The sequence below is a fragment of the uncultured Rummeliibacillus sp. genome (assembly GCF_934216135.1).
In the GTDB taxonomy this organism is placed as follows: domain Bacteria; phylum Bacillota; class Bacilli; order Bacillales_A; family Planococcaceae; genus Rummeliibacillus.
On the sequence record NZ_CAKQBI010000026.1, the window covers coordinates 17,604 to 38,737 of the forward strand.

19 protein-coding genes are annotated in these 21,134 nt (G+C 32.1%); 13 read left to right on the top strand and 6 right to left on the bottom strand.

Annotation, left to right across the window (positions count from 1 at the left end; all coding sequences use genetic code 11):
* The first annotated feature begins 122 nt into the window (after window positions 1-122).
* The 5 genes from Q0977_RS14120 to Q0977_RS14140 all read left to right on the top strand — a co-directional run bounded on the left by Q0977_RS14120 (window position 123) and on the right by Q0977_RS14140 (window position 4,862).
* Entirely contained in the window at window positions 123-1,229 is a 1,107-nt protein-coding gene (locus Q0977_RS14120; RefSeq protein WP_299515171.1) for a DegT/DnrJ/EryC1/StrS aminotransferase family protein, read from the top strand.
* Entirely contained in the window at window positions 1,226-2,113 is an 888-nt protein-coding gene (gene rfbA / locus Q0977_RS14125) for a glucose-1-phosphate thymidylyltransferase RfbA (RefSeq protein ID WP_119416725.1), read from the top strand. The genes Q0977_RS14120 and rfbA overlap by 4 nt, the downstream gene beginning before the upstream one ends.
* A 27-nt stretch (window positions 2,114-2,140) precedes the next feature.
* Entirely contained in the window at window positions 2,141-3,160 is a 1,020-nt protein-coding gene (gene rfbB / locus Q0977_RS14130; RefSeq protein ID WP_299515174.1) for a dTDP-glucose 4,6-dehydratase, read from the top strand.
* A gap of 101 nt (window positions 3,161-3,261) precedes the next feature.
* On the top strand, window positions 3,262-3,741 hold the full coding sequence (locus Q0977_RS14135; RefSeq protein WP_299515176.1) for a metal-dependent hydrolase: 480 nt from the start codon (window positions 3,262-3,264) through the stop codon (window positions 3,739-3,741).
* 230 nt (window positions 3,742-3,971) lie between these two features.
* Complete coding sequence (locus tag Q0977_RS14140) at window positions 3,972-4,862, top strand: 3-hydroxyacyl-CoA dehydrogenase (protein WP_124218481.1); 891 nt, start codon at window positions 3,972-3,974, stop codon at window positions 4,860-4,862.
* A 385-nt stretch (window positions 4,863-5,247) separates the two neighbouring features.
* Here the strand turns inward: Q0977_RS14140 and Q0977_RS14145 are convergent, their stop codons facing one another.
* The 4 genes from Q0977_RS14145 to Q0977_RS14160 all read right to left on the bottom strand — a co-directional run bounded on the left by Q0977_RS14145 (window position 5,248) and on the right by Q0977_RS14160 (window position 10,627).
* Entirely contained in the window at window positions 5,248-5,793 is a 546-nt protein-coding gene (locus Q0977_RS14145) for a response regulator transcription factor (protein WP_164489621.1), read from the bottom strand.
* On the bottom strand, window positions 5,753-7,732 hold the full coding sequence (locus tag Q0977_RS14150) for a hypothetical protein (RefSeq protein ID WP_299515179.1): 1,980 nt from the start codon (window positions 7,730-7,732) through the stop codon (window positions 5,753-5,755). The genes Q0977_RS14145 and Q0977_RS14150 overlap by 41 nt, the downstream gene beginning before the upstream one ends.
* 236 nt (window positions 7,733-7,968) lie before the next feature.
* The gene (psiE, locus tag Q0977_RS14155; protein ID WP_119416730.1) at window positions 7,969-8,430 is read right to left on the bottom strand and encodes a phosphate-starvation-inducible protein PsiE; all 462 of its coding nucleotides are present in this window, start codon (window positions 8,428-8,430) and stop codon (window positions 7,969-7,971) included.
* Window positions 8,431-8,620: 190 nt separating this feature from the next.
* Window positions 8,621-10,627 carry a catalase gene (locus Q0977_RS14160; protein ID WP_299515182.1) on the bottom strand — a complete coding sequence of 669 codons (2,007 nt, stop codon included), beginning with the start codon at window positions 10,625-10,627 and terminating at the stop codon, window positions 8,621-8,623.
* Between the two features lie 171 nt (window positions 10,628-10,798).
* On the opposite strand from Q0977_RS14160, the gene Q0977_RS14165 reads away from it, so the two are divergent.
* Window positions 10,799-11,791, top strand: a complete 993-nt coding sequence (locus Q0977_RS14165; RefSeq protein ID WP_299515208.1) for a VanW family protein — start codon at window positions 10,799-10,801, stop codon at window positions 11,789-11,791.
* Window positions 11,792-12,034: 243 nt separating this feature from the next.
* Here the strand turns inward: Q0977_RS14165 and Q0977_RS14170 are convergent, their stop codons facing one another.
* Window positions 12,035-12,661, bottom strand: a complete 627-nt coding sequence (locus Q0977_RS14170) for an RraA family protein (RefSeq protein ID WP_119416732.1) — start codon at window positions 12,659-12,661, stop codon at window positions 12,035-12,037.
* Window positions 12,662-12,907: 246 nt separating this feature from the next.
* Between Q0977_RS14170 and Q0977_RS14175 the strand changes: the two genes are divergently transcribed.
* Together Q0977_RS14175 and Q0977_RS14180 are read left to right on the top strand one after the other, a co-directional pair.
* Window positions 12,908-13,210 (top strand): YunC family protein, encoded by a 303-nt coding sequence (locus Q0977_RS14175; RefSeq protein ID WP_299515184.1) that lies wholly within the window; start codon window positions 12,908-12,910, stop codon window positions 13,208-13,210.
* Window positions 13,211-13,324: 114 nt separating this feature from the next.
* The gene (locus Q0977_RS14180; RefSeq protein ID WP_119416734.1) at window positions 13,325-13,873 is read left to right on the top strand and encodes a superoxide dismutase family protein; all 549 of its coding nucleotides are present in this window, start codon (window positions 13,325-13,327) and stop codon (window positions 13,871-13,873) included.
* 52 nt (window positions 13,874-13,925) lie between these two features.
* Here the strand turns inward: Q0977_RS14180 and Q0977_RS14185 are convergent, their stop codons facing one another.
* Complete coding sequence (locus Q0977_RS14185; protein WP_299515188.1) at window positions 13,926-14,738, bottom strand: MBL fold metallo-hydrolase; 813 nt, start codon at window positions 14,736-14,738, stop codon at window positions 13,926-13,928.
* Window positions 14,739-15,292: 554 nt separating this feature from the next.
* Between Q0977_RS14185 and Q0977_RS14190 the strand changes: the two genes are divergently transcribed.
* From Q0977_RS14190 to essB, 5 genes are all read left to right on the top strand, one after another.
* Window positions 15,293-15,589 carry a WXG100 family type VII secretion target gene (locus tag Q0977_RS14190; protein WP_119417128.1) on the top strand — a complete coding sequence of 99 codons (297 nt, stop codon included), beginning with the start codon at window positions 15,293-15,295 and terminating at the stop codon, window positions 15,587-15,589.
* A 148-nt stretch (window positions 15,590-15,737) separates the two neighbouring features.
* Window positions 15,738-19,112, top strand: coding sequence for a type VII secretion protein EsaA (gene esaA / locus Q0977_RS14195; protein ID WP_299515190.1), 3,375 nt, complete (start codon window positions 15,738-15,740; stop codon window positions 19,110-19,112).
* A complete protein-coding gene (gene essA / locus Q0977_RS14200) occupies window positions 19,102-19,575 on the top strand; it encodes a type VII secretion protein EssA (protein WP_119417126.1) in 474 nt (157 codons plus the stop codon). Before esaA ends, essA begins: the two co-directional genes overlap by 11 nt.
* Window positions 19,568-19,819 (top strand): EsaB/YukD family protein, encoded by a 252-nt coding sequence (locus Q0977_RS14205; protein WP_299515193.1) that lies wholly within the window; start codon window positions 19,568-19,570, stop codon window positions 19,817-19,819. The genes essA and Q0977_RS14205 overlap by 8 nt, the downstream gene beginning before the upstream one ends.
* A 13-nt stretch (window positions 19,820-19,832) precedes the next feature.
* Window positions 19,833-21,125 carry a type VII secretion protein EssB gene (essB, locus tag Q0977_RS14210; RefSeq protein ID WP_299515195.1) on the top strand — a complete coding sequence of 431 codons (1,293 nt, stop codon included), beginning with the start codon at window positions 19,833-19,835 and terminating at the stop codon, window positions 21,123-21,125.
* The last annotated feature ends 9 nt before the right edge of the window (window positions 21,126-21,134 follow it).

Consider the following 21,134-nt stretch of genomic DNA (forward strand, 5'->3'; position numbering starts at 1 on the left):
AATTGCTCATATTTAATTTAAGCAAAAATTACTAAGTTACTTGTTCTGATTGTTTACCTCAATACATACTATATGTAAGAATCTATTAAAAGAACGAGGAATATAGAATGAGAGGGAAAAGTATGAGCCAATCAATTCAAGTAACAAAATCCTCAATTCCACCTTTTGAAGAATATATAGAAGAAATTAAAGATTTATGGGAGACCCATTGGCTGACGAATAGGGGCACTAAACACCAAAGACTAGAACAGGAACTGACAAAATATTTAGATACGCCAAATATCTCTCTTTTTTCTAACGGTCATCTAGCATTAGAAACTGCACTTTCCGCATTTAATTTAAAAGGAGAAGTTATCACGACACCTTTCACCTTTGCCTCTACAACACACGCTATCGTAAGAAATGGTTTGCAACCAGTATTTTGTGATATCAACCTCGAAGATTACACAATCCAAACAGATCAACTAGAAAGTTTAATAACTGAAAACACATCAGCAATTGTTCCAGTTCATGTTTATGGGAATATTTGTAATTTTGAGGAGATAGAAAGAATTGCAGGAAAATACAATTTGAAGGTCATCTATGATGCTGCACATGCATTCGGGATTACCGTTAATGGAGAAAGTGTTGCTAATTTTGGTGATGCCTCTATGTTTAGTTTCCATGCAACAAAAGTGTTCAACACCATTGAAGGAGGGGCGTTAACTTTTAAGGACCCTCAATTAGCATCAGTGTTGAATGCATATAAAAACTTTGGAATAACAGGACCAGAATCTGTTGAATATGTTGGCGGCAATGCAAAAATGAATGAATTTCAAGCTGCAATGGGGCTTTGTAATCTCCGGAATATGGACACTGAAATTGAAAAAAGAAAATTAATTTATGAAAGATATATAGAGCAGCTAAGTGAAATAAAAGGAATTAAATTACCTTTTATTCAACAAAGTGTAAAAAGTAATTATGCTTATTTTCCTGTCGTCTTTGACAATTATAAATTTTCTAGAGATGAAGTATGTCAGTTTTTAAATGAACAAAATATTTTTGCTAGAAAATATTTTTACCCACTTACAAATCAATATGAATGTTATCAAAAAAGGTTTAGTTCACAAGAAACACCTATTGCAAAGTATATTGCTCAACGAGTTCTTACATTACCACTTTATGCAGATTTAGCTTTAGAAGATGTTGATCGAATTTGTAGAATCATAAAAGGGGGAAGTACTAGGTGAAAGGGATTATATTAGCAGGCGGATCAGGTACAAGACTTTATCCTTTGACAAAGGCTGTATCGAAACAAATGCTTCCTATATATGATAAACCAATGATTTATTATCCCTTATCGGTTCTTATGTTAGCTGGTATTACAGACATTTTAATTATTTCAACTCCTCGAGATATCGTTAGTTTCCAAGAACTTTTAGGAGATGGCACATCACTAGGTATCAACTTGACTTATGAAGTGCAGACAGAACCAAATGGCTTGGCTGAGGCATTTATTATTGGGGAAAAGTTTATAGGTAATTCACCAGTAGCATTAGTCTTAGGTGACAATATATTTTATGGCTCAGATTTTGGTAATCGACTTCAAAGAGTATCAACATTAACAACTGGTGCCGTTATATTTGGCTGTCATGTAAAAGATCCAAGTGCTTATGGTGTAGTTGAAGTAGATAAAGATAGAAATCCTATTTCAATAGAAGAAAAACCTGAATTTCCAAAATCCTCTTATGCGGTGCCAGGATTATATTTCTTCGATAATGATGTAGTGAGTATTGCAAAAAATGTACAACCATCGGCCAGAGGTGAAAAGGAAATTACGTCAATTATTGAGCATTATTTAAAAAGTCAAAAGTTAAAAGTAGAGGTTTTAGGAAGAGGACTTGCTTGGTTGGATACAGGTACTCACGAATCTCTTCAACAAGCATCTAATTATGTGGAAGCTATTCAAAAAAGACAAGGAATGTACATTGCGTGTATTGAGGAAATTGCTTATAGAAGAGGGTATATTACGCAAGAACAATTACTTGCGCTTGCAAAACCCCTTATGAAAACAGAGTACGGACAATATTTAGAAGAGATTGCACTGCAATCATCTGGAAAAATATTAGCATAAGCATAAGCCGTTTAATCGGAGGTGGATTTGATGAGAAAAAAAATACTCATTACTGGCGGTGCAGGATTTATCGGTGGAAATTTTGTACAATATATGGTTAATAAATATCCTGAATATGAAATCTACAATTTAGATTTAATGACTTATGCAGGAGACTTAACAAAGCATCAATCCATTGAGAAAATGGGAAATTACCATTTTGTTAAAGCTGATATTACAGACGTAGATACAATTATTCCTCTATTTGAAAAAGAGAAATTTGATTATGTCGTTCATTTTGCAGCAGAAAGTCATGTGGACCGGTCGATAAAGAATCCAGGAATTTTTGTTCAAACAAATGTAGTGGGAACTCATGTTTTACTAGAGGCAGCAAAAGAGACAAAAGTTCAGAAATTTGTTCATATATCCACAGATGAAGTATATGGGCAGTTAGACTTGAATCCCACATCATATTTCACAGAAGATACGCCTTTACAACCTAATAGTCCATATAGTGCCAGTAAAGCTTCATCAGATTTGCTAGTACGTTCTTATCACGAAACATATGATTTACCGATAAATATTACACGTTGTTCTAATAATTATGGACCGTTTCATTTCCCAGAAAAGCTTATTCCATTGACAATTACTCGAGTATTGAACGATCAAAAAGTTCCCATATACGGAGTAGGAAATCATATTAGAGATTGGTTACATGTATATGATCATTGTAAAGCGATTGAGCTAGTTTTGCATAAAGGCATCAATGGAGAAGTTTATAATATCGGTGGTCATAATGAACGAACAAATTTAGAAGTGGCAAAAACGATTATCCATAAGCTTGGAAAATCAGAAAAGTTAATAGAATTTGCGCCAGACCGGTTAGGGCACGATCTACGTTATGCAATAGACCCCCAAAAAATAGAAAGACTTGGATGGAAACCGACATATACATTTGAGTCAGGTATACAACAAACGATTAACTGGTATTTAGAACACAAATACTGGTGGCAGAAAATTATAAGTGGAGATTATCGTAACTATTTTGATAGGCAATATTCTTTATAAATGAGTGTGGAATATAGAAAAGTAAGTAATAATACAAATTTCATTTAAAATAGTGTAAAATCATTACATTGCTATATTAGAATAATTAAGGAGAAAAAAGCATGACAGGAAATACTCACATCTTAGGCGGAATTGCATCAAGTCTTGCTTTTGTACAAATTACAAATTATGATCCAATAATATTAGTTGGTGCAAGTGTATTTGGCGCGTTACTTCCAGATATTTGTCATACAGGCAGTAAAATAGGAAGGACATTTCCTATCATTTCAAAAATTGTAAACACACTATTTGGTCACAGATCTATTACGCATAGTTTACTTTTTTTGATTCTTATAATATTGCTGATGACAAGATATATTTCAAACGATTCAATTATAGCGGGGATTTTAATTGGTATGGTCAGTCACTATATTTTAGATATGTTCACCAAAAAAGGGATTATGTTATTGTTCCCACTGAACATAATGGTGCGATTTCCAATAACAACACGTACAGGAAGTAAAACAGAAAATGTTGTTGCTTTTCTATTATCTCTACTTTGTCTATATTTAGGGTTTGAAACGATAAAACATTCAATTTAATCCAGTTTGTTAAAGATTCAAATGAGATTCATCTAAAATAATCAATGAAAAATTGCTAATCAAAAAGACATTTTTACTTAGTTTAAAGTGTCTTGAGATTTAGCTTTTTTTATGGAAACTATTACTCTATTAAAAGTAAGTGAATACTTACTTTTTTATTGACTTTTAAAGGAGAAAATAGTAATAATAAAATTGTAATGATAATATGCGTTCAAAAGGAGATCATTTATATGAATTTCAAAAATGTAACTGTAGCAGGTAGTGGTGTTCTAGGAAGTCAAATTGCTTTTCAAACTGCATTTCATGGCTATAATGTAAGTGTTTATGATATTAATGATGCTGCATTAGAAAAAGCAAAAGAACGTCTAACTGGTTTAAAAGATACTTATGCAACATATTTCAATGATGCAAAAAAAGCAGCAGAAGCACTTGAACGTTTTACATTTAGTTCAAATTTAAAAGAAGCTGTCAAAGATGCAGATTTAATCATCGAAGCAATTCCAGAATTAGAAAAGATTAAAATTAAATTCTATCAAGATTTAGCAACTGTTGCGCCAGAAAAAACAGTCTTTGCTTCTAACTCATCAACAATGGTTCCTAGTCAATTTGCTGAATATACTGGTCGCCCAGAAAAATTCTTAGCATTACATTTTGCGAACGAAGTATGGAAAAACAATACTGCTGAAGTAATGGGACATCCAGGAACAGACAAAAAATACGAACAAGAAGTGATTGATTTTGCAAAATCAATTGGTATGATTCCTCTTCATATTCTTAAAGAACAACCTGGCTATATTTTAAATTCTTTATTGGTTCCATTTTTAAGCGCTGGTCAAGCATTGTTAGCGAAAGGTGTGGCTGATCCTGAAACAATAGATAAGACATGGATGCTAGCAACAGGAGCACCATTAGGACCTTTTGCTATTCTAGATGTTGTTGGATTACAAACTGCATATAATATTGTTGCTACAGAAGCAAAGCATAATCCAGCAGTACAACCTATAGCTGATATGTTGAAAACTCAATTTATCGATAAAGGGAAAATGGGAAAAGCTACAGGGGAAGGTTTCTACAAATATCCAAACCCAGCATATTTAGATCCGGATTTCTTAAAAGCATAAGATTTGAATTTGTTAGAGCATAATATTAGCCATTTGATAAAGTATTTACTTTATTAAATGGCTTTTTTACATAATGGGAGACTGAATTCAGATTCTACTAAAAGATCATTGAAAAATTTCTCTTCGAAATATCGAAAATATTTCCTAGGGAATAATTATTATTAAAATTCAGAAAAATGAAGTATTTTGTCAAAATGCGTACATTGTTGTCGTAAGGGTGTTTGAATACTAAGACACTTCGAAAAACAAATCAATACTCAGCTGTAACTATAAGGGGATAAGACCTGAACTTTATGATTGGTTCAACTGACACACAATGGATGAAGACGAAATATCCACTGTGTGATGTTTTATTCTTAAATATGCATTTATAAGGGGAAATTATTTATTTTAATAAAAGCATTGCTTTAGAACGTGAATTGACACCTAATTTACTATATATATTTGTTAAATATACACGAACAGTACCTTCAGAAAGATAAAGCTGATTGGCGATTTCTTTATTTGTTGCACCTTTAGATAGTAAAGTTAATATTTCCATCTCGCGCGATGTAAGTGATTCAAATCGATGATCTGATGAATCAGAACTTTCAAGCAAATAATTTACGTATGAAAGAGGCACCTTATTCTCATTTATACTTTCCGTTGTTTGTCGCATTTTTAAATATTCTTTTAATATGGGCAAACAGTCTTTTTCATCTAAAAAAGAACGAATATAATTATTAGCTAAACCATATTTTAGCGCTTCATGTATAGCTACGAAAGAAGCTTCAACATTTCCAAGAGCTTTTTCACAAATAGATTCTAGTATAAAGGCTTCAATAATAGTTGAGATTTGTCCTTCTTGCAATGCTTTAGCCTTAACAGGTAATATCATATTCAAAGCATCATTAGTTTGAGATTTGGCCATTAACAAATTTAGAAGTGGCAAGCTCTTTTTCTGCTTGAAGAAGGTTTCCTTCAAGTATAAAACACTTTGCATTCATAGTTTGTAATATATGAATCCAATGTTTTTCTTGTACAAGTTCCATTGCGTTTGTCAATAATAGATGTGCAGAAGAAAAGTTATTGTTCTTTATATATATTTGTGCTTTTAGGAGATACATAGGTATAAATAGTCCAGGATCATTATTGCGAAGACCAGATTCTAGAGCAATTTCTAATTCTTCAGATGCTAATTCAATAGCATTGACTTCATACATAGTCTCAGCTGACAAACCATAGCCAAAAACAGTCATATGCTGATCTTTAAACTCAGATTCTCTCATTAAGTTTGAAAAAGCAATGGCATCGTCATTTATTTGAATCTTTCCTTTTGCACCGATACTTGTTCGTAAAATTTTGTGTTCAAAAGTATTATATTGAATCCGTATATTGTCCCATCTTGAACTTACTAACCCTTTTTTCAATTGCCTTTGAATAATCGCTAACGCTTGTTTAACATCACCTGCTGACGAAATGATCGCATAAGCTTTCACTGTTTCGAAAATACTAGCAACTCCTAGATTTTCTTCTTGTTCCATCCAATTTTCGATTTGTTGTCTCATCTCTAGTTCAATTATTAATATGGCAGCTTCTTCATATTGAAAAGCAGAAATAAGTGCTATTATATCCATTACAAGAATTTCAATCGGAATAGAGTAATTGTTGTTTTTCATAATCCGTACCCAGTTAACAAGAGTAGATGTTTGTCCCAAAGTAAAAATATCAACAAGATATTCTATAATCCACGTTGAAGCTAACGAAAAGTTATTATTTTTTAATAATAATTCAATAGCAGAGATGTAATATCCATTGCGATATAAAATGTCGGCAGCATGTTGAATTATCGTTTGGATTTTTTCTTCAGTATACCTTTTTTTAAACTCTATTTGTAATGCTTCTGCAAATAAATGATGGTATCGAAAAACAGGAGGGTCAGCGTTTAAACGCACGATGAAAAGACCCATCTTTTCTAAATCTGAAAGTATGTTCAAGCTATTCGTTTGATTGGTAAAATTATTACAAACATTCGGGTCTAAAGAATCTAAAATTGAAGTTTGTAAGATAAAATCTTGTAAGTCCTCTGGAAGACTTTTTAAAATATCATCCAATAGATAATCGAATATATATGGATTAGCACCAGTAAAATCATCAAACTTTATTTCATTTGATGAAGAGCTCCTCATTGAAAGTTCAGCTAATTGTATTCCAGCTATCCAGCCTTCTGTCTTTTTTAAAATTATCGGTAAAATAGATGAATTGGTCATCAATAATTTTTTCTTCTCATAAAATTGTTGTAGTTCTTCATAATTAAAACGAAGAAGTTCCATCCCAATTTCTCTGTACCATGGCTTGGTCGTCCATCTAGCTATAGGAAGATGAGGGATCTTTGATCTAGTTGTTATAAAAACATGAACATTTTCAGGCAAATACTCGATGAATTGTGTTAGCATCGAATGAATAGTCTCATTTTTAATTAGATGATAATCATCGAGAATCATGGAGATTTTTTGATTAATATTGCTAATTTCACTTATAAAAGAATCTATTAAGGACTCTAAATTGGATGGATCTTGAGAAGATAATAGTGAGGAGAGTTCTAAATTGATATCAGTTTGTGTAACTTCAGAAAGCGTATTAATAATATATTGCCAAAATCGCATGGGGTCATTATCTGCTGAATCAATCGATAACCACGCTATGGTTGTATTAGTTTTGCGTAACCATTGACTTAATATTGTTGTCTTTCCATATCCTGCAGGTGCGCGTAGTATTGTCAGTTTTTTTGCATAATCATTATTAAGTATTTTATATAATCTATCACGATCAACAGCGTCTTCAAGTGGGGTAGGCATAGTTGTTTTAGACCTTAACCAGATCATCTGCATAAAGGTTCCTCCTAAAATTTGGCTGAGTTATAAATATATATGTTTTTACTATATTCAAATTAATAATATATTTTTTACCACTAAAATACAATAAATTACATATAAATATTTGTAAATTTAGTAGAATGTTGTCGAATAAATGAGGCCTTTATGAGTATGCTAATCTGTTAATAATGTTTGAAATTCTATATTATAATTTTGAATTATTTCATAATTATTGGAGATTTAATACAGCACTATTCTATTTTAGTTTTTCTCTTATAAAATATTTTCATAGGGCGTTCTAGAGGGGTAATGTTGATAATGAAGTAGCTGATGATGAGCAATAATATAACAAATGCATAAAGAAGCATACTTTTTGCATCCGAATGGTCAATAATTACAAGTCGAATCATTGCAGTTATACCGATATAGATGAAATACCGTAGTGGGAAGTGATAGTCCTCTTTGAAGTATTTAACAATCATGGTGATAAACTCAAAGTAGAGAAAGAAGATTAAGATGTTCGCAAAAAAGACCTCATGTTCGTGAGTGGTCTTATGATGACTGAAAAGTATTTCGAAAAAAACAATAAGTTCTTTAACCATTAAAATGGCTAAAAATAAGGCTAATATGATCAAACAAATATTGAGAAACCATTGGAGTATTCTTGGAACTAGATGTTGCATTTTTAACATAATCTCCTTAGACTTTTCCATTCGCATCCCCCGTTTCGATTAATAATCTCTTAGAATCTACTATTGAAGTTATTACCTTATATGTTAATTATACAAAATTATTCTAAAAGGAAAAAGGATTATATATAAATACCACGAAAAATAACCCAAATTTGCTTTTGGCTCATTGGGTTATATAAATAATTAAAAAGATATGCGAAAAAGTGAATTTTTATACTTCTCTATCCCAAAATCGTCCTTTTGCAATACCATTAATAAATGGATTAATCTTTAGGCTGGTTAAATCATAAACGCCTGGGGAATTTAATTTTACACGACTGAATTCGATAGATTTTGGGTGACTTAGTGATAAGGCAATGGGCTTATAATGCTTATATGCAGTATCAATAAATTCTAATGCTCGTGTATCGATATTTGAATCACTACTTATTAATAGCACTGCATCAAATAGGGTTGGGTCTGCAATATCATATGTTTCAGAAATTTTCCCTATTTGATTTAACTCATAAATTTTTTTATCGACTAAACAATAATTTACTTTATTCTCTAATAACTTCATCATCCATTCTCTTAATAAAGTTTCATCTGGTGTTCCGTTAAGTAAAATGGCGACCTTTTTTGTATCCGCTTTAAAAATTGTATTGGCCATGCTAAGGGCAGAAGATTTTTTAGTTGAATCCACTTCATGATTTTCCTTAGGTAAAGGAACACCAATCGTATTGGCCACTTCTTCAGCCATTTGTCGATCAATCTGATTTAAAATAGCTACTGCATTGATCTTTACCATCTCAGTTTTACATTTTCCAATTTCAAAACATAGGGCATTTAATAAATGCTCTTTTTCATACGTAGCAAGAGAATTGTAGAATAATTTTGCTTGGGAGAAGAAATCTAAGAAGCTTTCACTTCTACCTCTAATTTGTCGTCCATCCACTTTTTCTTGATAATGCTCATAGCCACCTTCTTCTGGTGGTACTGGAGCTGGTTGATTGTAGTTTAAGGCATTTCTATGATAGCTAGTTTGACCTTTGTGGATGATCATTTGATGCATTCCGTCGCGCTGATTATTCGTAAATGGACATACAGGTCGGTTAATAGGGATTTGATGAAAGTTTGGTCCACCTAGACGTGAGAGTTGCGTGTCCGTATAAGAAAATAACCGTCCCTGTAAAAGTGGATCATTCGTAAAATCAATCCCTGGAACTACATGCCCTGGATGAAAAGCAATTTGTTCTGTTTCTGCGAAGAAATTATCGACATTTCGATTTAACGTTAATTTTCCAACCAGTTTTACAGGTACATCCTCTTCTGGCCATAATTTTGTTGGATCTAAAATGTCAAAATCAAATTGATGTTCATTTTCTTCAGGAATAATTTGTAATCCTAACTCCCATTCTGGATATTCACCTTGATCGATGGCATCGTACAAATCTTGTCGATGAAAGTCTGGGTTTTTGCCGGATATTCTTTGTGCTTCATCCCAAACTAATGAATGTAGACCTAGTTTTGGCTTCCAATGAAATTTTACAAAATGTGCTTTGCCATTCTGATTTATAAGACGAAAAGTATGAACGCCAAAGCCTTCAATCATTCTTAGACTTCGAGGAATGGCGCGATCACTCATAATCCACATGACCATATGTGCAGTTTCTGGATTTTGTCCAACAAAGTCCCAAAAAGTGTCATGGGCACTGGCACCTTGAGGAATATCTGTGTTCGGCTCTGGTTTCACAGCATGCACAAAATCAGGGAATTTTATCGCATCTTGAATAAAGAATACCGGCATATTATTTCCGACTAAATCAAAGTTACCCTCGTCAGTATAAAACTTAGTTGCAAAACCACGAACATCTCGCACTGTATCAGCTGATCCTTTCGAACCTTGTACAGTGGAAAAACGAACAAAAACTGGCGTGATTTTTGACGTATCTGTTAGAAAATTAGCCTTTGTATAATCTTCTAATGATTCGTATAGTTGGAAAATACCGTGTGCACCTACACCACGTGCATGAACAATACGTTCTGGAATACGCTCATGATCAAAATGAGTCATCTTTTCACGAAAATGAAAGTCCTCCATTAGCGTAGGACCACGCAAACCTGCTTTCAAAGAAAATTCATCTTCCGTCATTTTTAAACCTTGATTTGTTGTTAAGGGAGATTCATTTTCATTATTGATTGTAAATCTCTTTAATTGCTCATCCTTACTATTAGACATATGATTTCCTCCAAATTATTCGACATAATATATTTATGGCCTTATTTGTCTGTTATAAAACGTTTTGGTATATGTAAATAATGTGTCTAAAAAGGACCACACAGATTCAAATTCAATTGAATACAATATTTAAGCAAAATATATAAGAGGTGGGTGTTCGATAAGTTTGTGATGAAAAAAAGGATGTTCGGTTTATTATTAACATGCTCAATTGGTTTAGCAGGATGTTTTGGAAAGTCGGTAAATGATGAAGGAGTAGATAAAAAGATATCAGAAGATGAGCAACAAGTTGAGGTAATAGCAGAAGGAATTGATAAGAAAGTCGAAGTAAATAATTCTAATGATATTAAAATTGTAGATCCAAATACTTCAGAAGTGATCAGAACCTTTTCTCCTGATGAGATATGGTTTGATACTAATTATGAAGAGTATGTGAATGAGGTAAAGGATATAGCAAAAGAAATAGCAAGGGGTACCGAAACAACAAAAGGGTATGACCAAAGGATGAAACTTGATAAAATAGGTGAAGATGAAAGCATTTTAAAAGGAAATCCTTTTGTTATTCTAAAAGAAAATGAACTAGTAGATAGGATTTTGAAGACATCTGTTATTGGTGGTGTCGTAGAATTACCGATTTATGTAACACATAGTAATTATAATCCAGATGAGGTATCAACATTTAGTGAAGTTGCAGTTGCTTCCTATACAACCTATTTTAATCGTACAAAAGAAAAGAGAAACAAAAATATAGAGCTTTCTGCAAAAGCTTTAAACAATATCATTGTTGGAAATGGAGATCATTTTTCATTTAACCTGATGGTTGGACCGAGGGACCAAGCGAGTGGATATCAACCCGCACCTGAAATTATTAATAAAAAACTGGTAATGGGAATTGGGGGAGGAGTTTGCCAAACATCCTCAACGCTTTTTAATGCAATAGATAAAATAAATGTAAAATATATAGAAAGACACCATCATTCAATCGATATTGGATACGTTCCAAAAGGAAGAGATGCAACGGTTTCATATGGTGCTTTAGATTTTAGATTTCAGAATAACAGCGGTGTTCCGTTCTTAATCAAAACATATTATGGAAACAGCTCACTAACAGTTGAAATAAGAACTTCAAAAAAATATGCGGAGCAATTGTTATTAAATGAATAATGTTATTAGCATTTGTTAAGCGTTTATGAAGCTGCTGTCATTTATGTCTTCAAACAATAAAGTCAATATAAATAAGAGGCTGCCCAGTTGTTAAACCAGGGGAGCCTTCTTCAATATCGAATAACAGCTTATAAATCATAGCTTCCAATTGTAAATCAATATTGCCTTATGTTGATGCAAAGGAGAGTCTAAAAGGAATCTCTCAGACACTCCTTCATCTAGGACGCTATTGATATATGATGGCTATACTTTTGTATTTCCTAAAACTTGATCTAAATAGGCAATAATTTCATCTTTTCCACCAGATACAGATTGAGCCCGAGCTTCATCTTTTTCGAGTTTATTTAGTGATTTTTGTATAACATCATGAACTTGAGTTTGAGGAATAACAACTACACCGTCGGCATCGCCAACGATAAAATCTCCAGGTTGCACACTCATTCCACCGACTGCAATTGGAACTTGAATAACACCACCACCAAATTTATTCCCTGCGGCAATCGTTGTACCTAAGCTGAAAACAGGGAAGTCTAATTCCCGAATTGCTTGAATATCGCGAATTACGCCATCAACAACAAGTCCTTGAATGTCCATTCCTTTCATTAAGGAGATAACGAAATCACCTGCAACCGCACGATTTGTATCTCCTTTGGCATCAACAACTAAAATTGCACCGGGTTGAGCGATGCGAATCGCTTCTAATAATGCACCATTTTCTCCGATTGGTAAGCGTACAGTTACTGCACGTCCGGCAATATGAAAGTGATCTTGTAAAGGCTTTATAGCAGCATTTAAATTAGTCGTACCAGCAAGTGCGTCAGAAATAGCGGTAGTTGGTAAAGTATGTAATAATTCATCGATATTAGTCATGTCAAATCCTCCTATGAAATATTGGTTTATATTTTATAGGAGCAGATTATAGGTGGCAATAGTTGGTAGATGAAACTGAGGATTTTAAAGATGAATGAGGATTATAGAAGGATGGATTAAAATTTAGAAAACTTAAATCATAATCAAAGTTGCGTTTAATTGAAAAATTTGAAATGAATTCTTTTCAAAAATTAGTAGAACCACTTTTCTTTCAGTCCCATATGTATATATGGAGGAGGGATAAAAATGGTTTCTACAGAGACATTAATTATTCAAGGGCATTCGTTCACTGCGGTTTCTGTTTTTTTGCCAAAGACAACGTTACTCACTATTTCTAATGACAAAGGGTATATTATGTGTGGAGCTTTAGATGTGGGACTTTTGAATATTAGATTAGCTGACCGTAAAATTGTTGCGGGTAGAGCTGTTGGTGTCAAAACAATTGAGGAATTATTATACGCTCCTTTAGAATCTGTTACGTTTGAAGCAGAAGAACTTGGGATTACAAAAGGCATGATTGGTGAAGAAGCTTTATTGAAGATGATATAAGATACTTACTAAAAAAACAATGCATTCGATAATCGAAAGTGATCCTATTTTAAAGAGGTTTTTGATTAAATACACACTTTTTTGTACAGTCTGACAAAAAAGGAGTGTTAGTAAATGAAAAAAATTCTTTTAATCATTGCAACAATTAGTTTAATAGCAGGATGTTCGGCATCAAAAGAAGGTAGTGAAATGAAAGCTGTTAATGGGGAAAAAAGTGTTACAGCAAAAGCTGATTTTATCAATTCTGAGGGAAAAGATATTGGAACTGCAAATTTAACACAGACTGACCAAGGAGTAAAGATTGACTTAAAATTAAAAGATTTATCTCCAGGTACTCATGGCATTCATATTCATGAAGTAGGTATTTGTGAAAAACCAAAGTTCGAATCAGCTGGTGCACACTTTAATCCAACACAAAAACAGCACGGATATAATAATCCAAAAGGCTATCATCTAGGGGATTTGCCAAATATTCAGGTGGAGGAAGATGGAACTGTAGATGTAGAATTTACAACGAAAGATTTCACGATTGAAAAAGGAGCAGAGCATTCATTATTTGACGATAATGGTAGTGCATTTATCATTCATGCAGACAAAGATGATTATATTACAGATCCGAGTGGAAACTCAGGAGATCGTATAGCTTGTGGTGTAATTAAATAGTAAGGAAAAGGTGTAATGTGTGAATAAGCGTTACACCTTTTCTTATTGATTTTTAATTTTGATCAAAAATAACAGAATTAATAATATGAATAGAGTCCCAATCACCAGATGAGAATTTTGTAATCGCGTATTTTTGGGGGAATAGTTGCTTTTGAATTTCCTTAATAGTAAAACCGCTCTTATGAAGTGTTAAAATTTTATGTTGAATTTCTTCTAAATACTCTTTCTTTGCCGCTAGCATCCTTCGGCCATCCTCTACATATCCTGAGTGTTGACAAAATACATCATCAAATTGATATGCAATTACTTTTTCTAATGATTTGATAATAGTAGGGATACTTTCAGATTGCATGATAACTTTTGTTTTCGGCGTGACATATAGGTCACCTGTAAAAAGTTGTCCCGTTTGGCGATTTAAAAAGGCAAGATGATCCTTAGTATGACCTGGTGTTTCAATAATCTCCCACATGGAATTTCGAGAAGGCATTGTGTCTGAAAAGGGATTAGCGTGAAAACTTTTCCTTCTTCCCCAAAAGAGTTGCCGATATAGGGGATAGTCAGGCTTGTTACTAGCGGCATCCAACGACTTTTTATGAATATAAATAGGAACTTTGATTGTATTCTCTATAAAAGCTGCACCACCTGTATGATCCTCATGATGATGTGTAATCCAAACTTGGTCATAATCTTGTTCCAATAAGAAAGGAGCAAAGTGTTTAAGTAATCTTTTTCCACCAGTATCAATCAGAACCCCATCACTTACAAAACAATGTACATTTAAAATAACCCCTTGAAAAGATAAAACCCCATTAATACTGTTTACACCTTTTGTATTATCCATTTCAATTTTTTTCTTAATTAGCATTTGAAATTTCTCCCTTGTGTTATATGAGATTTTACATAAATCTAAAGGGAATATAAATAATTGTCAAACGAATAGTCAAAACATATAGATTTTTTACATGCAGAACTAAATTAAAATTATATTTATAATAATAAATTACTATAATTTAGGTATTTTAAATGTGATTTGTAAAAAATAGTCTAATAGTAGGTAAAAACTTCAAGGAAAATAATTAAAATGGTCCTGTTGAATTTTGTGAAAAAAGACAAAGGAAAATATAATCCTTTAAAACATGACTTTTGAAATGCTATTTTTGTAAGAAAATTTCTTTAATAAATCTCCCTGTTTCCAAAAAAGGTACTTTTGGGCAATTATTAGAATCATTATAATTTTTATGTGTATATGCTTAATATAACTAGATTTTTACAAATAACAGAAATTATCTCATATTCGAGATTATTATTATACCAAAATATCAAGAATTGACCTTTATAGTTCATTTCACATAAACTTTGTTCGTAAGAAAGTTCCAATGTATTAAAAATAACTTTTAAAATGTAGAGGAGATGGTAATCATGGCAGGACAAATTCGTATGACACCAGAACAACTTAGAAATGATGCGAAAAGATATGGTACAAGTAGTGCTCAAATTGAAGCAATATTAACAGATTTATCTAATTTACAAGATAAATTTCGATCAGAATGGGAAGGTAAAGCATTTGAACAATTTGATGTTCAATTTGAACAATTAAGACCAAAAGTACAACAATTTTCAAAATTATTAGAAGAAATCCAGGGACAACTTCAAACTACTGCAAATGCTGTTGAACAACATGATCTTGAGCTTTCTAGAAACTTTGGGTTACAATAAGTCATTTAGTTTATTCAACGAAGGTTCACAGTCAACACCTTGAAACTCTAGAAACTAGTAAACCTTCTAATATACTTAGAGTAACTTTAGGACCGTTGAATTTACGACGGTCCTATTTTTATAAAAGAAGAACAAATGAGGTGTAGAAATGACTAAAAAAATTAAGTTACCACTTTTTATAGCTCTGGTATTACTTCTTGCAGCAACTATTTCATACATATCTTTTAACTCTGCAACAAAGGAAAAAACAGAAAAAGCAGACTTCAAGATGGATGTTGCTGTCGTTAATCTTGATGAGTCAGTGAACTACAATGGAAAAGAATATAACTTTGGAGACGAATTTAAAAAAAGTTTAGAAAATAATGATGATCATCGATTTCATATAGTAGATGCTGCTGAAGCAGATAGTGGAATTGCCGATAAACGGTATAATATGGCCATTACGATTCCAAATGATTTTACCAAAAAGGCACTTTCAATAGATGATGTATCACCTGAACCTATTAATCTTTTTTATAAATTAAATGAATCAGATAATGAAATAACAAAAGCTCAAGCTCAGAAAATTTCAGGAGACTTATTAAACACTTTCAATCAAAAAGTCATTGATGTTTTCTTTGCAAGTGTTATTGGAAATTTACAATCTGCACAGAAGAACCTAAGTAATATTGTAAAAAAGCAAGATCAATTAGCTGCAAACTATGCATCCAACATCTATGAACCTTTGTATGACTATTCAAGTAATCTAAAAAAAGTAAATGACAGTACTAGTTATACCAAAGATACTTTCAGTGGACTTAACAAAGATTTGAACAATTTCTCAAAGGATGCTCAAAGCAGTCTAGAAGGTGCAACTTCAGTCGATCATACAATGAAAATGATGCAAGAATATCTTTCAGCAGGAAATGACAGTTTTAATAATCTTTTAAGTATTATTGATGAAAATAGTACAGCAGTTGATGCGAATAATGCGGAAGAAACTATACAAATGATAAAAGACCAACAACTTCTATTAAGTAAAAAGCTTGATGAAGACACTACACTTCTAACAACAGAAATTCAAACAAATTTAACAACAACAAACGAGAGCATTTCTCAATATACTACATCATTAAATAATCAAATAAATAATACTATTTCAACAGAAGTCTCTGAATTAGTTACAGATTCTTTAAATGATTCTTTGTCTAATTCAAAGAACAAAGCCAAAATTAATACATTATTACTAGTTCCAAAAAGTAATATTGAAAAGAATATATTACAAACAATCGACCAATTACCATCTTTAGATGAACAACAACTTAGTAATGTAGAAGTATCTCAAACTACAAGGGAGCAATTATCAAAAATTATTTCCGCAGCAAAAAAATATGCGAACGAGATGAATCACCCGGTTTCAACTAGTGGACAATTTTCAATTCAATATTACATTCAGCAGATGAAACAACAACTTATGTATGAAGGTACGATTTTAACAGATGAAGTCAAAATATCAGCTCAAGAAGCAGGAGATAGAACATTTTCCATAAATGCTCCAACTGGTTTTGTGACGAAGAATATTGTATTGACATTACCGAACGGAACGGATTTTACTGTACAACCTGGAACAATCGAATTACCAGCTTTGCCGAAAGGAAAAATTAGGGTGTCCGCAACATTTTCTTTAGTTGATCCAAGTACAGACATTTTGGCACCTGTAAAATGGAGTTGGACATTAGGTAGGCATTACGAAGAAACAGCCCTTTCTAATAATTTGATTACCAAGGTTTCTATCCCAACAAATTCAGTTATTTTAAATGATGAACAGCAAAATTTAGAGACTAAGGAAACCACTGAAGAAAACCAAGCTCAACAAGACGGAAATGAAGTAGATAAAAAAGAAGAAATAGTAAACAACAAAGAAAACTCGATCGAAGAGGAGACTCAAACAACAGAAAATTCAAAACAAAATATTACAAAATCTCCAGGAAAAGATGCTAAAGCAAAAATAAAAACAAAAGAAATTGAAAAGTCATCGGATTCTTCACAAAAAGAAATTACTGTAACAAATGATACTATTCATCATGAAATTGAAACAACACTTGCAACAAAAGATGACATTCCAAATCAAGTTGCTGTTTCTATTTGGAACTATCAACGTTTACAGGCTTTATTTAATTTGTATTTTAATATTGATGTGACAAATCCAGATCAATTTGCTCAGCTTAGCAATAGTACTTTTGAAAAAATAGGAAGTAAGCAACCAGATTCTCTTTATTATGCACTTTCTAATAAAGGTATGAAGGAATTTATCATTTCAATCATTAAACAAACTTTGGTTGATGATATAACGTCTAAGCTTGCAAAAGATATGGGCAATATTAATGATCAGGTAAATAAATACAATGAAGAGTTAAATGAAATAATAGATAGATTTCCAACATTACTGCAACAAATTGATGAAGCAATAATTTCTGCACAACAACAAAATGATGAACTTGATCTACTTTTACCTGCAGCTGAACAGTGGAGAGAAGCAAGTAATAATCTTGTACTGTCGGGTACAGAAATGAGTGACATTAACAATTTATCAGGGCAAGTTAGTATTGATTTGCAGGATGGCATCGGGGATTTATTGGCAGCAAGTAGTTCTGTTGCTGATCGAGCTGAAATAGCTAATTCACAAGCAGATTCTGTTTATGATTCTTTCGACAATATATATCAAACTGCAGAACAAGTGAAAAATGGTAGTTCCATGATTACAACTAAAGCAGATAAGTTAGCTGATGATTTAATCAAGAAAGTTTCAAATGATAACGATTATGCGATGAATTTCAGAAATGTATTAGCAAACAGTAAAATAGGAAATAAGCAAAATGAAGCATTATATGACTTCTTATCAAATCCAATCAGTATGGAAAAATCCTCCGTAGAAAATGTTCGTGATACGCGTACTACTTTTTATCTAATCGTTATAGCATCATTCCTTGCTTTATTTACAGCATATGTAATGTCAAGTTTTAAACAATTCACATTCAAAAAGACTGATTTTGAGAATAGCGAAGAGCAAGGCTTGGTTCGAAGTAATTTACCTATTCTTCTCTTTACAACAGCAGTTGCAATAATTGAAGGATTAATAGTAGGTACATTATCTTTAACAGTTAATAAATTTATATCTGTTTCACCCGTAATTTGGATAGTCATTATAACTTTGTTAATGACGCTATTAGTCCTTTTTACAACTTACTTACTTCGTCAATTGAAAATGATAGGTATGTTCTTGATTTTACTGATTATCAGTATGTATATCTTCTTTACAGAAGCACTAGGATTTGACTTTGAACGTTCTCATATTATTCAAGAATTTTCTAGGTGGTCACCATTACATTATTTAGAAGTTAGCATTTCCAATGTTTTAAATAACGCTAACGGTAGCTTTATAACAATTGCTTTCATGTCAATTGCGACTATATTAGTCTTTACTTTGAATTTATTTGTCATAAGATTTTCACAAAAGAAAGAAGAGGCTGTTTATGAAGCATAAATGGTTGTGTGTCTCTATTTTAACAGGGTCGATAATTCTATCAAATACAACTGTTCTAGCTGAAGAAGATAATGGACAACTCAATATTGATATCAATCGTATTAATGAAGATAAAACAAAAGTTGATACAACTGATAACAATGTAGTAGAAACAGAGGATTTATTTACTGATGAAAGTGATCAATTAGAAATGTATATTAAACAAACCGAAAAGAAAGAAGAGAACAGTACATTAAACTCACTCTTTCAAAAAGACTTCATGAATCAAGAAATTGAATTATCAACAACTCAATTATTTCAAGAAAAAATAAGTGTAAGTAATATCCAGTTGGAAGAAGAAAAGAAGGAGAGTCAGATGAATCGCTGGCTCTTTTTCACAATTCTTTTCATCATTATTACGGGGTTATGCTTTGGCATATTCTTTTTACAGAAAAAGCTAAATGTAGGTGAATCAAATGAATAATCATGTGCGAGTTACAATCGATTTTTCTAAAAGAGGAGGACGGACTTACGATATAGCCATCTCAAAAAAAATGACAGTTAAACAGTTATTAATCGCTTTAGAGACAAATTTACATGAGCAAATTGATTTTAATAGTGTTATAAAAATTCCATTAAAGGGGAAAACGCTTCAACCTGAAGATCAATTATTAGATTGTTACATCTCGAATGGTGAGTTACTGATCATTGAAGGTGAACAAGATTAAAGGGGAATTTACAATGGAAAAAAAACTCAAATTAGGTGACATTGAATTAGATGTGGAAAAGCAAGAGGAATCGCTTGTCTTATCGATACCATTAGCCGAAACAGCTTTACGAACAAAACAAGAATTGAAGCTATTAAATCAGGACACGAGCTATTTCTTACATTCAGATGTAAAAGTAGCTGGTGAAAATATAGAATTTCAATATTCTTTAGAGGGGTTTAAATCATTTAGTTCGATTAATCAGTTAGAGAGGGTGGAACAACTTAGATTATTACATAATGTTGGACGATTTTCGAAACTAATCATTGGCCGATCGACAATTGTATTACATCCTGATAATTTAGTGTTCGATATTAATCTAATGCCGTTTATGGTTTATCGCGGTATAAAAAATGTTCTTCCACCTCTAAAAAATGATCACGATGATTTTTTCAAAGCTTATAAATGTTTAGCAATTTCAACTTTTTCAAATGAGTTTCAATTTATAGACTTAATGAATGGTTCATTAGCACGTGCTAACACAACTGCATTTGAAATAGCTGTTCAAAATACTGAAGATATAGAACAACTTGAAGCATTATTGATGGAATACTACCAAAAAGAGTATCAGAAGTCTGTGGAAAAATTCCAAAAGGTTGCGAAGAATCAATTTAAAGGATTTAAAATTGCGACTCTATCATTGTCTATTGTTTGCATTATTCTTTTATCTTTGGTCCTATATGCGTTCAGTTCTAAGATTCCAATTGAAGAATTATATAACGAGGCCAATGCTTCGTATATTAATGAAAATTATTTAGATGTCAAAGAATTATTAAAAGATCAAGATCTTGATCAACTACCTAAAAGTATTAAAAAAATATATGCAATTTCAAGTGTAAAAACAACTGGGTTATTTGATACGCAAAAAACAAATGCTATAAACTCTATCTCTACAATATCAGATGATCGAATATTAAATTATTGGATTAAAATTGCACGTAACGACTTTAGTGGGAGTTTAAAACTTGCACAAAGTTTAGATGTAAATGATTTGAAAAAATATAGTTTGAGTCTTTACCAAAACCAATTAAAGAAAAATACAACAATGGAACAAGAAAAAAAGAATGCTAAATTAGAAGAAATTGAGAACGAATTAAAAGAAATTGAAGATGAAGAAAGAGCTGCAAAAGAAGCAGCAGAATCAGAAGCTCAAAAATTATTAGAAGAAAAGCAAAAACAACAGCAATTAGCAGAACAACAAAAAGCAGATGCTGAGAAAAAACAAAAAGAACAAAAGAAAAAACAAGATAATAAGAATGAAGAATAGGGGAGCGAT

Excerpts from the sequence above, each read along its gene's own strand:
- essA (WP_119417126.1), top strand. The coding sequence starts at position 19,102 with ATGAAGCATAAATGGTTGTGTGTCTCTATTTTAACAGGGTCGATAATT.
- Q0977_RS14150 (WP_299515179.1), bottom strand. The coding sequence starts at position 7,732 with ATGCAGATGATCTGGTTAAGGTCTAAAACAACTATGCCTACCCCACTT.
- psiE (WP_119416730.1), bottom strand. The coding sequence starts at position 8,430 with ATGGAAAAGTCTAAGGAGATTATGTTAAAAATGCAACATCTAGTTCCA.
- Q0977_RS14140 (WP_124218481.1), top strand. The coding sequence starts at position 3,972 with ATGAATTTCAAAAATGTAACTGTAGCAGGTAGTGGTGTTCTAGGAAGT.
- Q0977_RS14135 (WP_299515176.1), top strand. The coding sequence starts at position 3,262 with ATGACAGGAAATACTCACATCTTAGGCGGAATTGCATCAAGTCTTGCT.
- Q0977_RS14185 (WP_299515188.1), bottom strand. The coding sequence starts at position 14,738 with ATGCTAATTAAGAAAAAAATTGAAATGGATAATACAAAAGGTGTAAAC.
- Q0977_RS14175 (WP_299515184.1), top strand. The coding sequence starts at position 12,908 with ATGGTTTCTACAGAGACATTAATTATTCAAGGGCATTCGTTCACTGCG.
- Q0977_RS14120 (WP_299515171.1), top strand. The coding sequence starts at position 123 with ATGAGCCAATCAATTCAAGTAACAAAATCCTCAATTCCACCTTTTGAA.
- essB (WP_299515195.1), top strand. The coding sequence starts at position 19,833 with ATGGAAAAAAAACTCAAATTAGGTGACATTGAATTAGATGTGGAAAAG.
- Q0977_RS14165 (WP_299515208.1), top strand. The coding sequence starts at position 10,799 with ATGAAAAAAAGGATGTTCGGTTTATTATTAACATGCTCAATTGGTTTA.
- Q0977_RS14190 (WP_119417128.1), top strand. The coding sequence starts at position 15,293 with ATGGCAGGACAAATTCGTATGACACCAGAACAACTTAGAAATGATGCG.
- Q0977_RS14170 (WP_119416732.1), bottom strand. The coding sequence starts at position 12,661 with ATGACTAATATCGATGAATTATTACATACTTTACCAACTACCGCTATT.
- esaA (WP_299515190.1), top strand. The coding sequence starts at position 15,738 with ATGACTAAAAAAATTAAGTTACCACTTTTTATAGCTCTGGTATTACTT.
- Q0977_RS14160 (WP_299515182.1), bottom strand. The coding sequence starts at position 10,627 with ATGTCTAATAGTAAGGATGAGCAATTAAAGAGATTTACAATCAATAAT.
- Q0977_RS14205 (WP_299515193.1), top strand. The coding sequence starts at position 19,568 with ATGAATAATCATGTGCGAGTTACAATCGATTTTTCTAAAAGAGGAGGA.
- Q0977_RS14180 (WP_119416734.1), top strand. The coding sequence starts at position 13,325 with ATGAAAAAAATTCTTTTAATCATTGCAACAATTAGTTTAATAGCAGGA.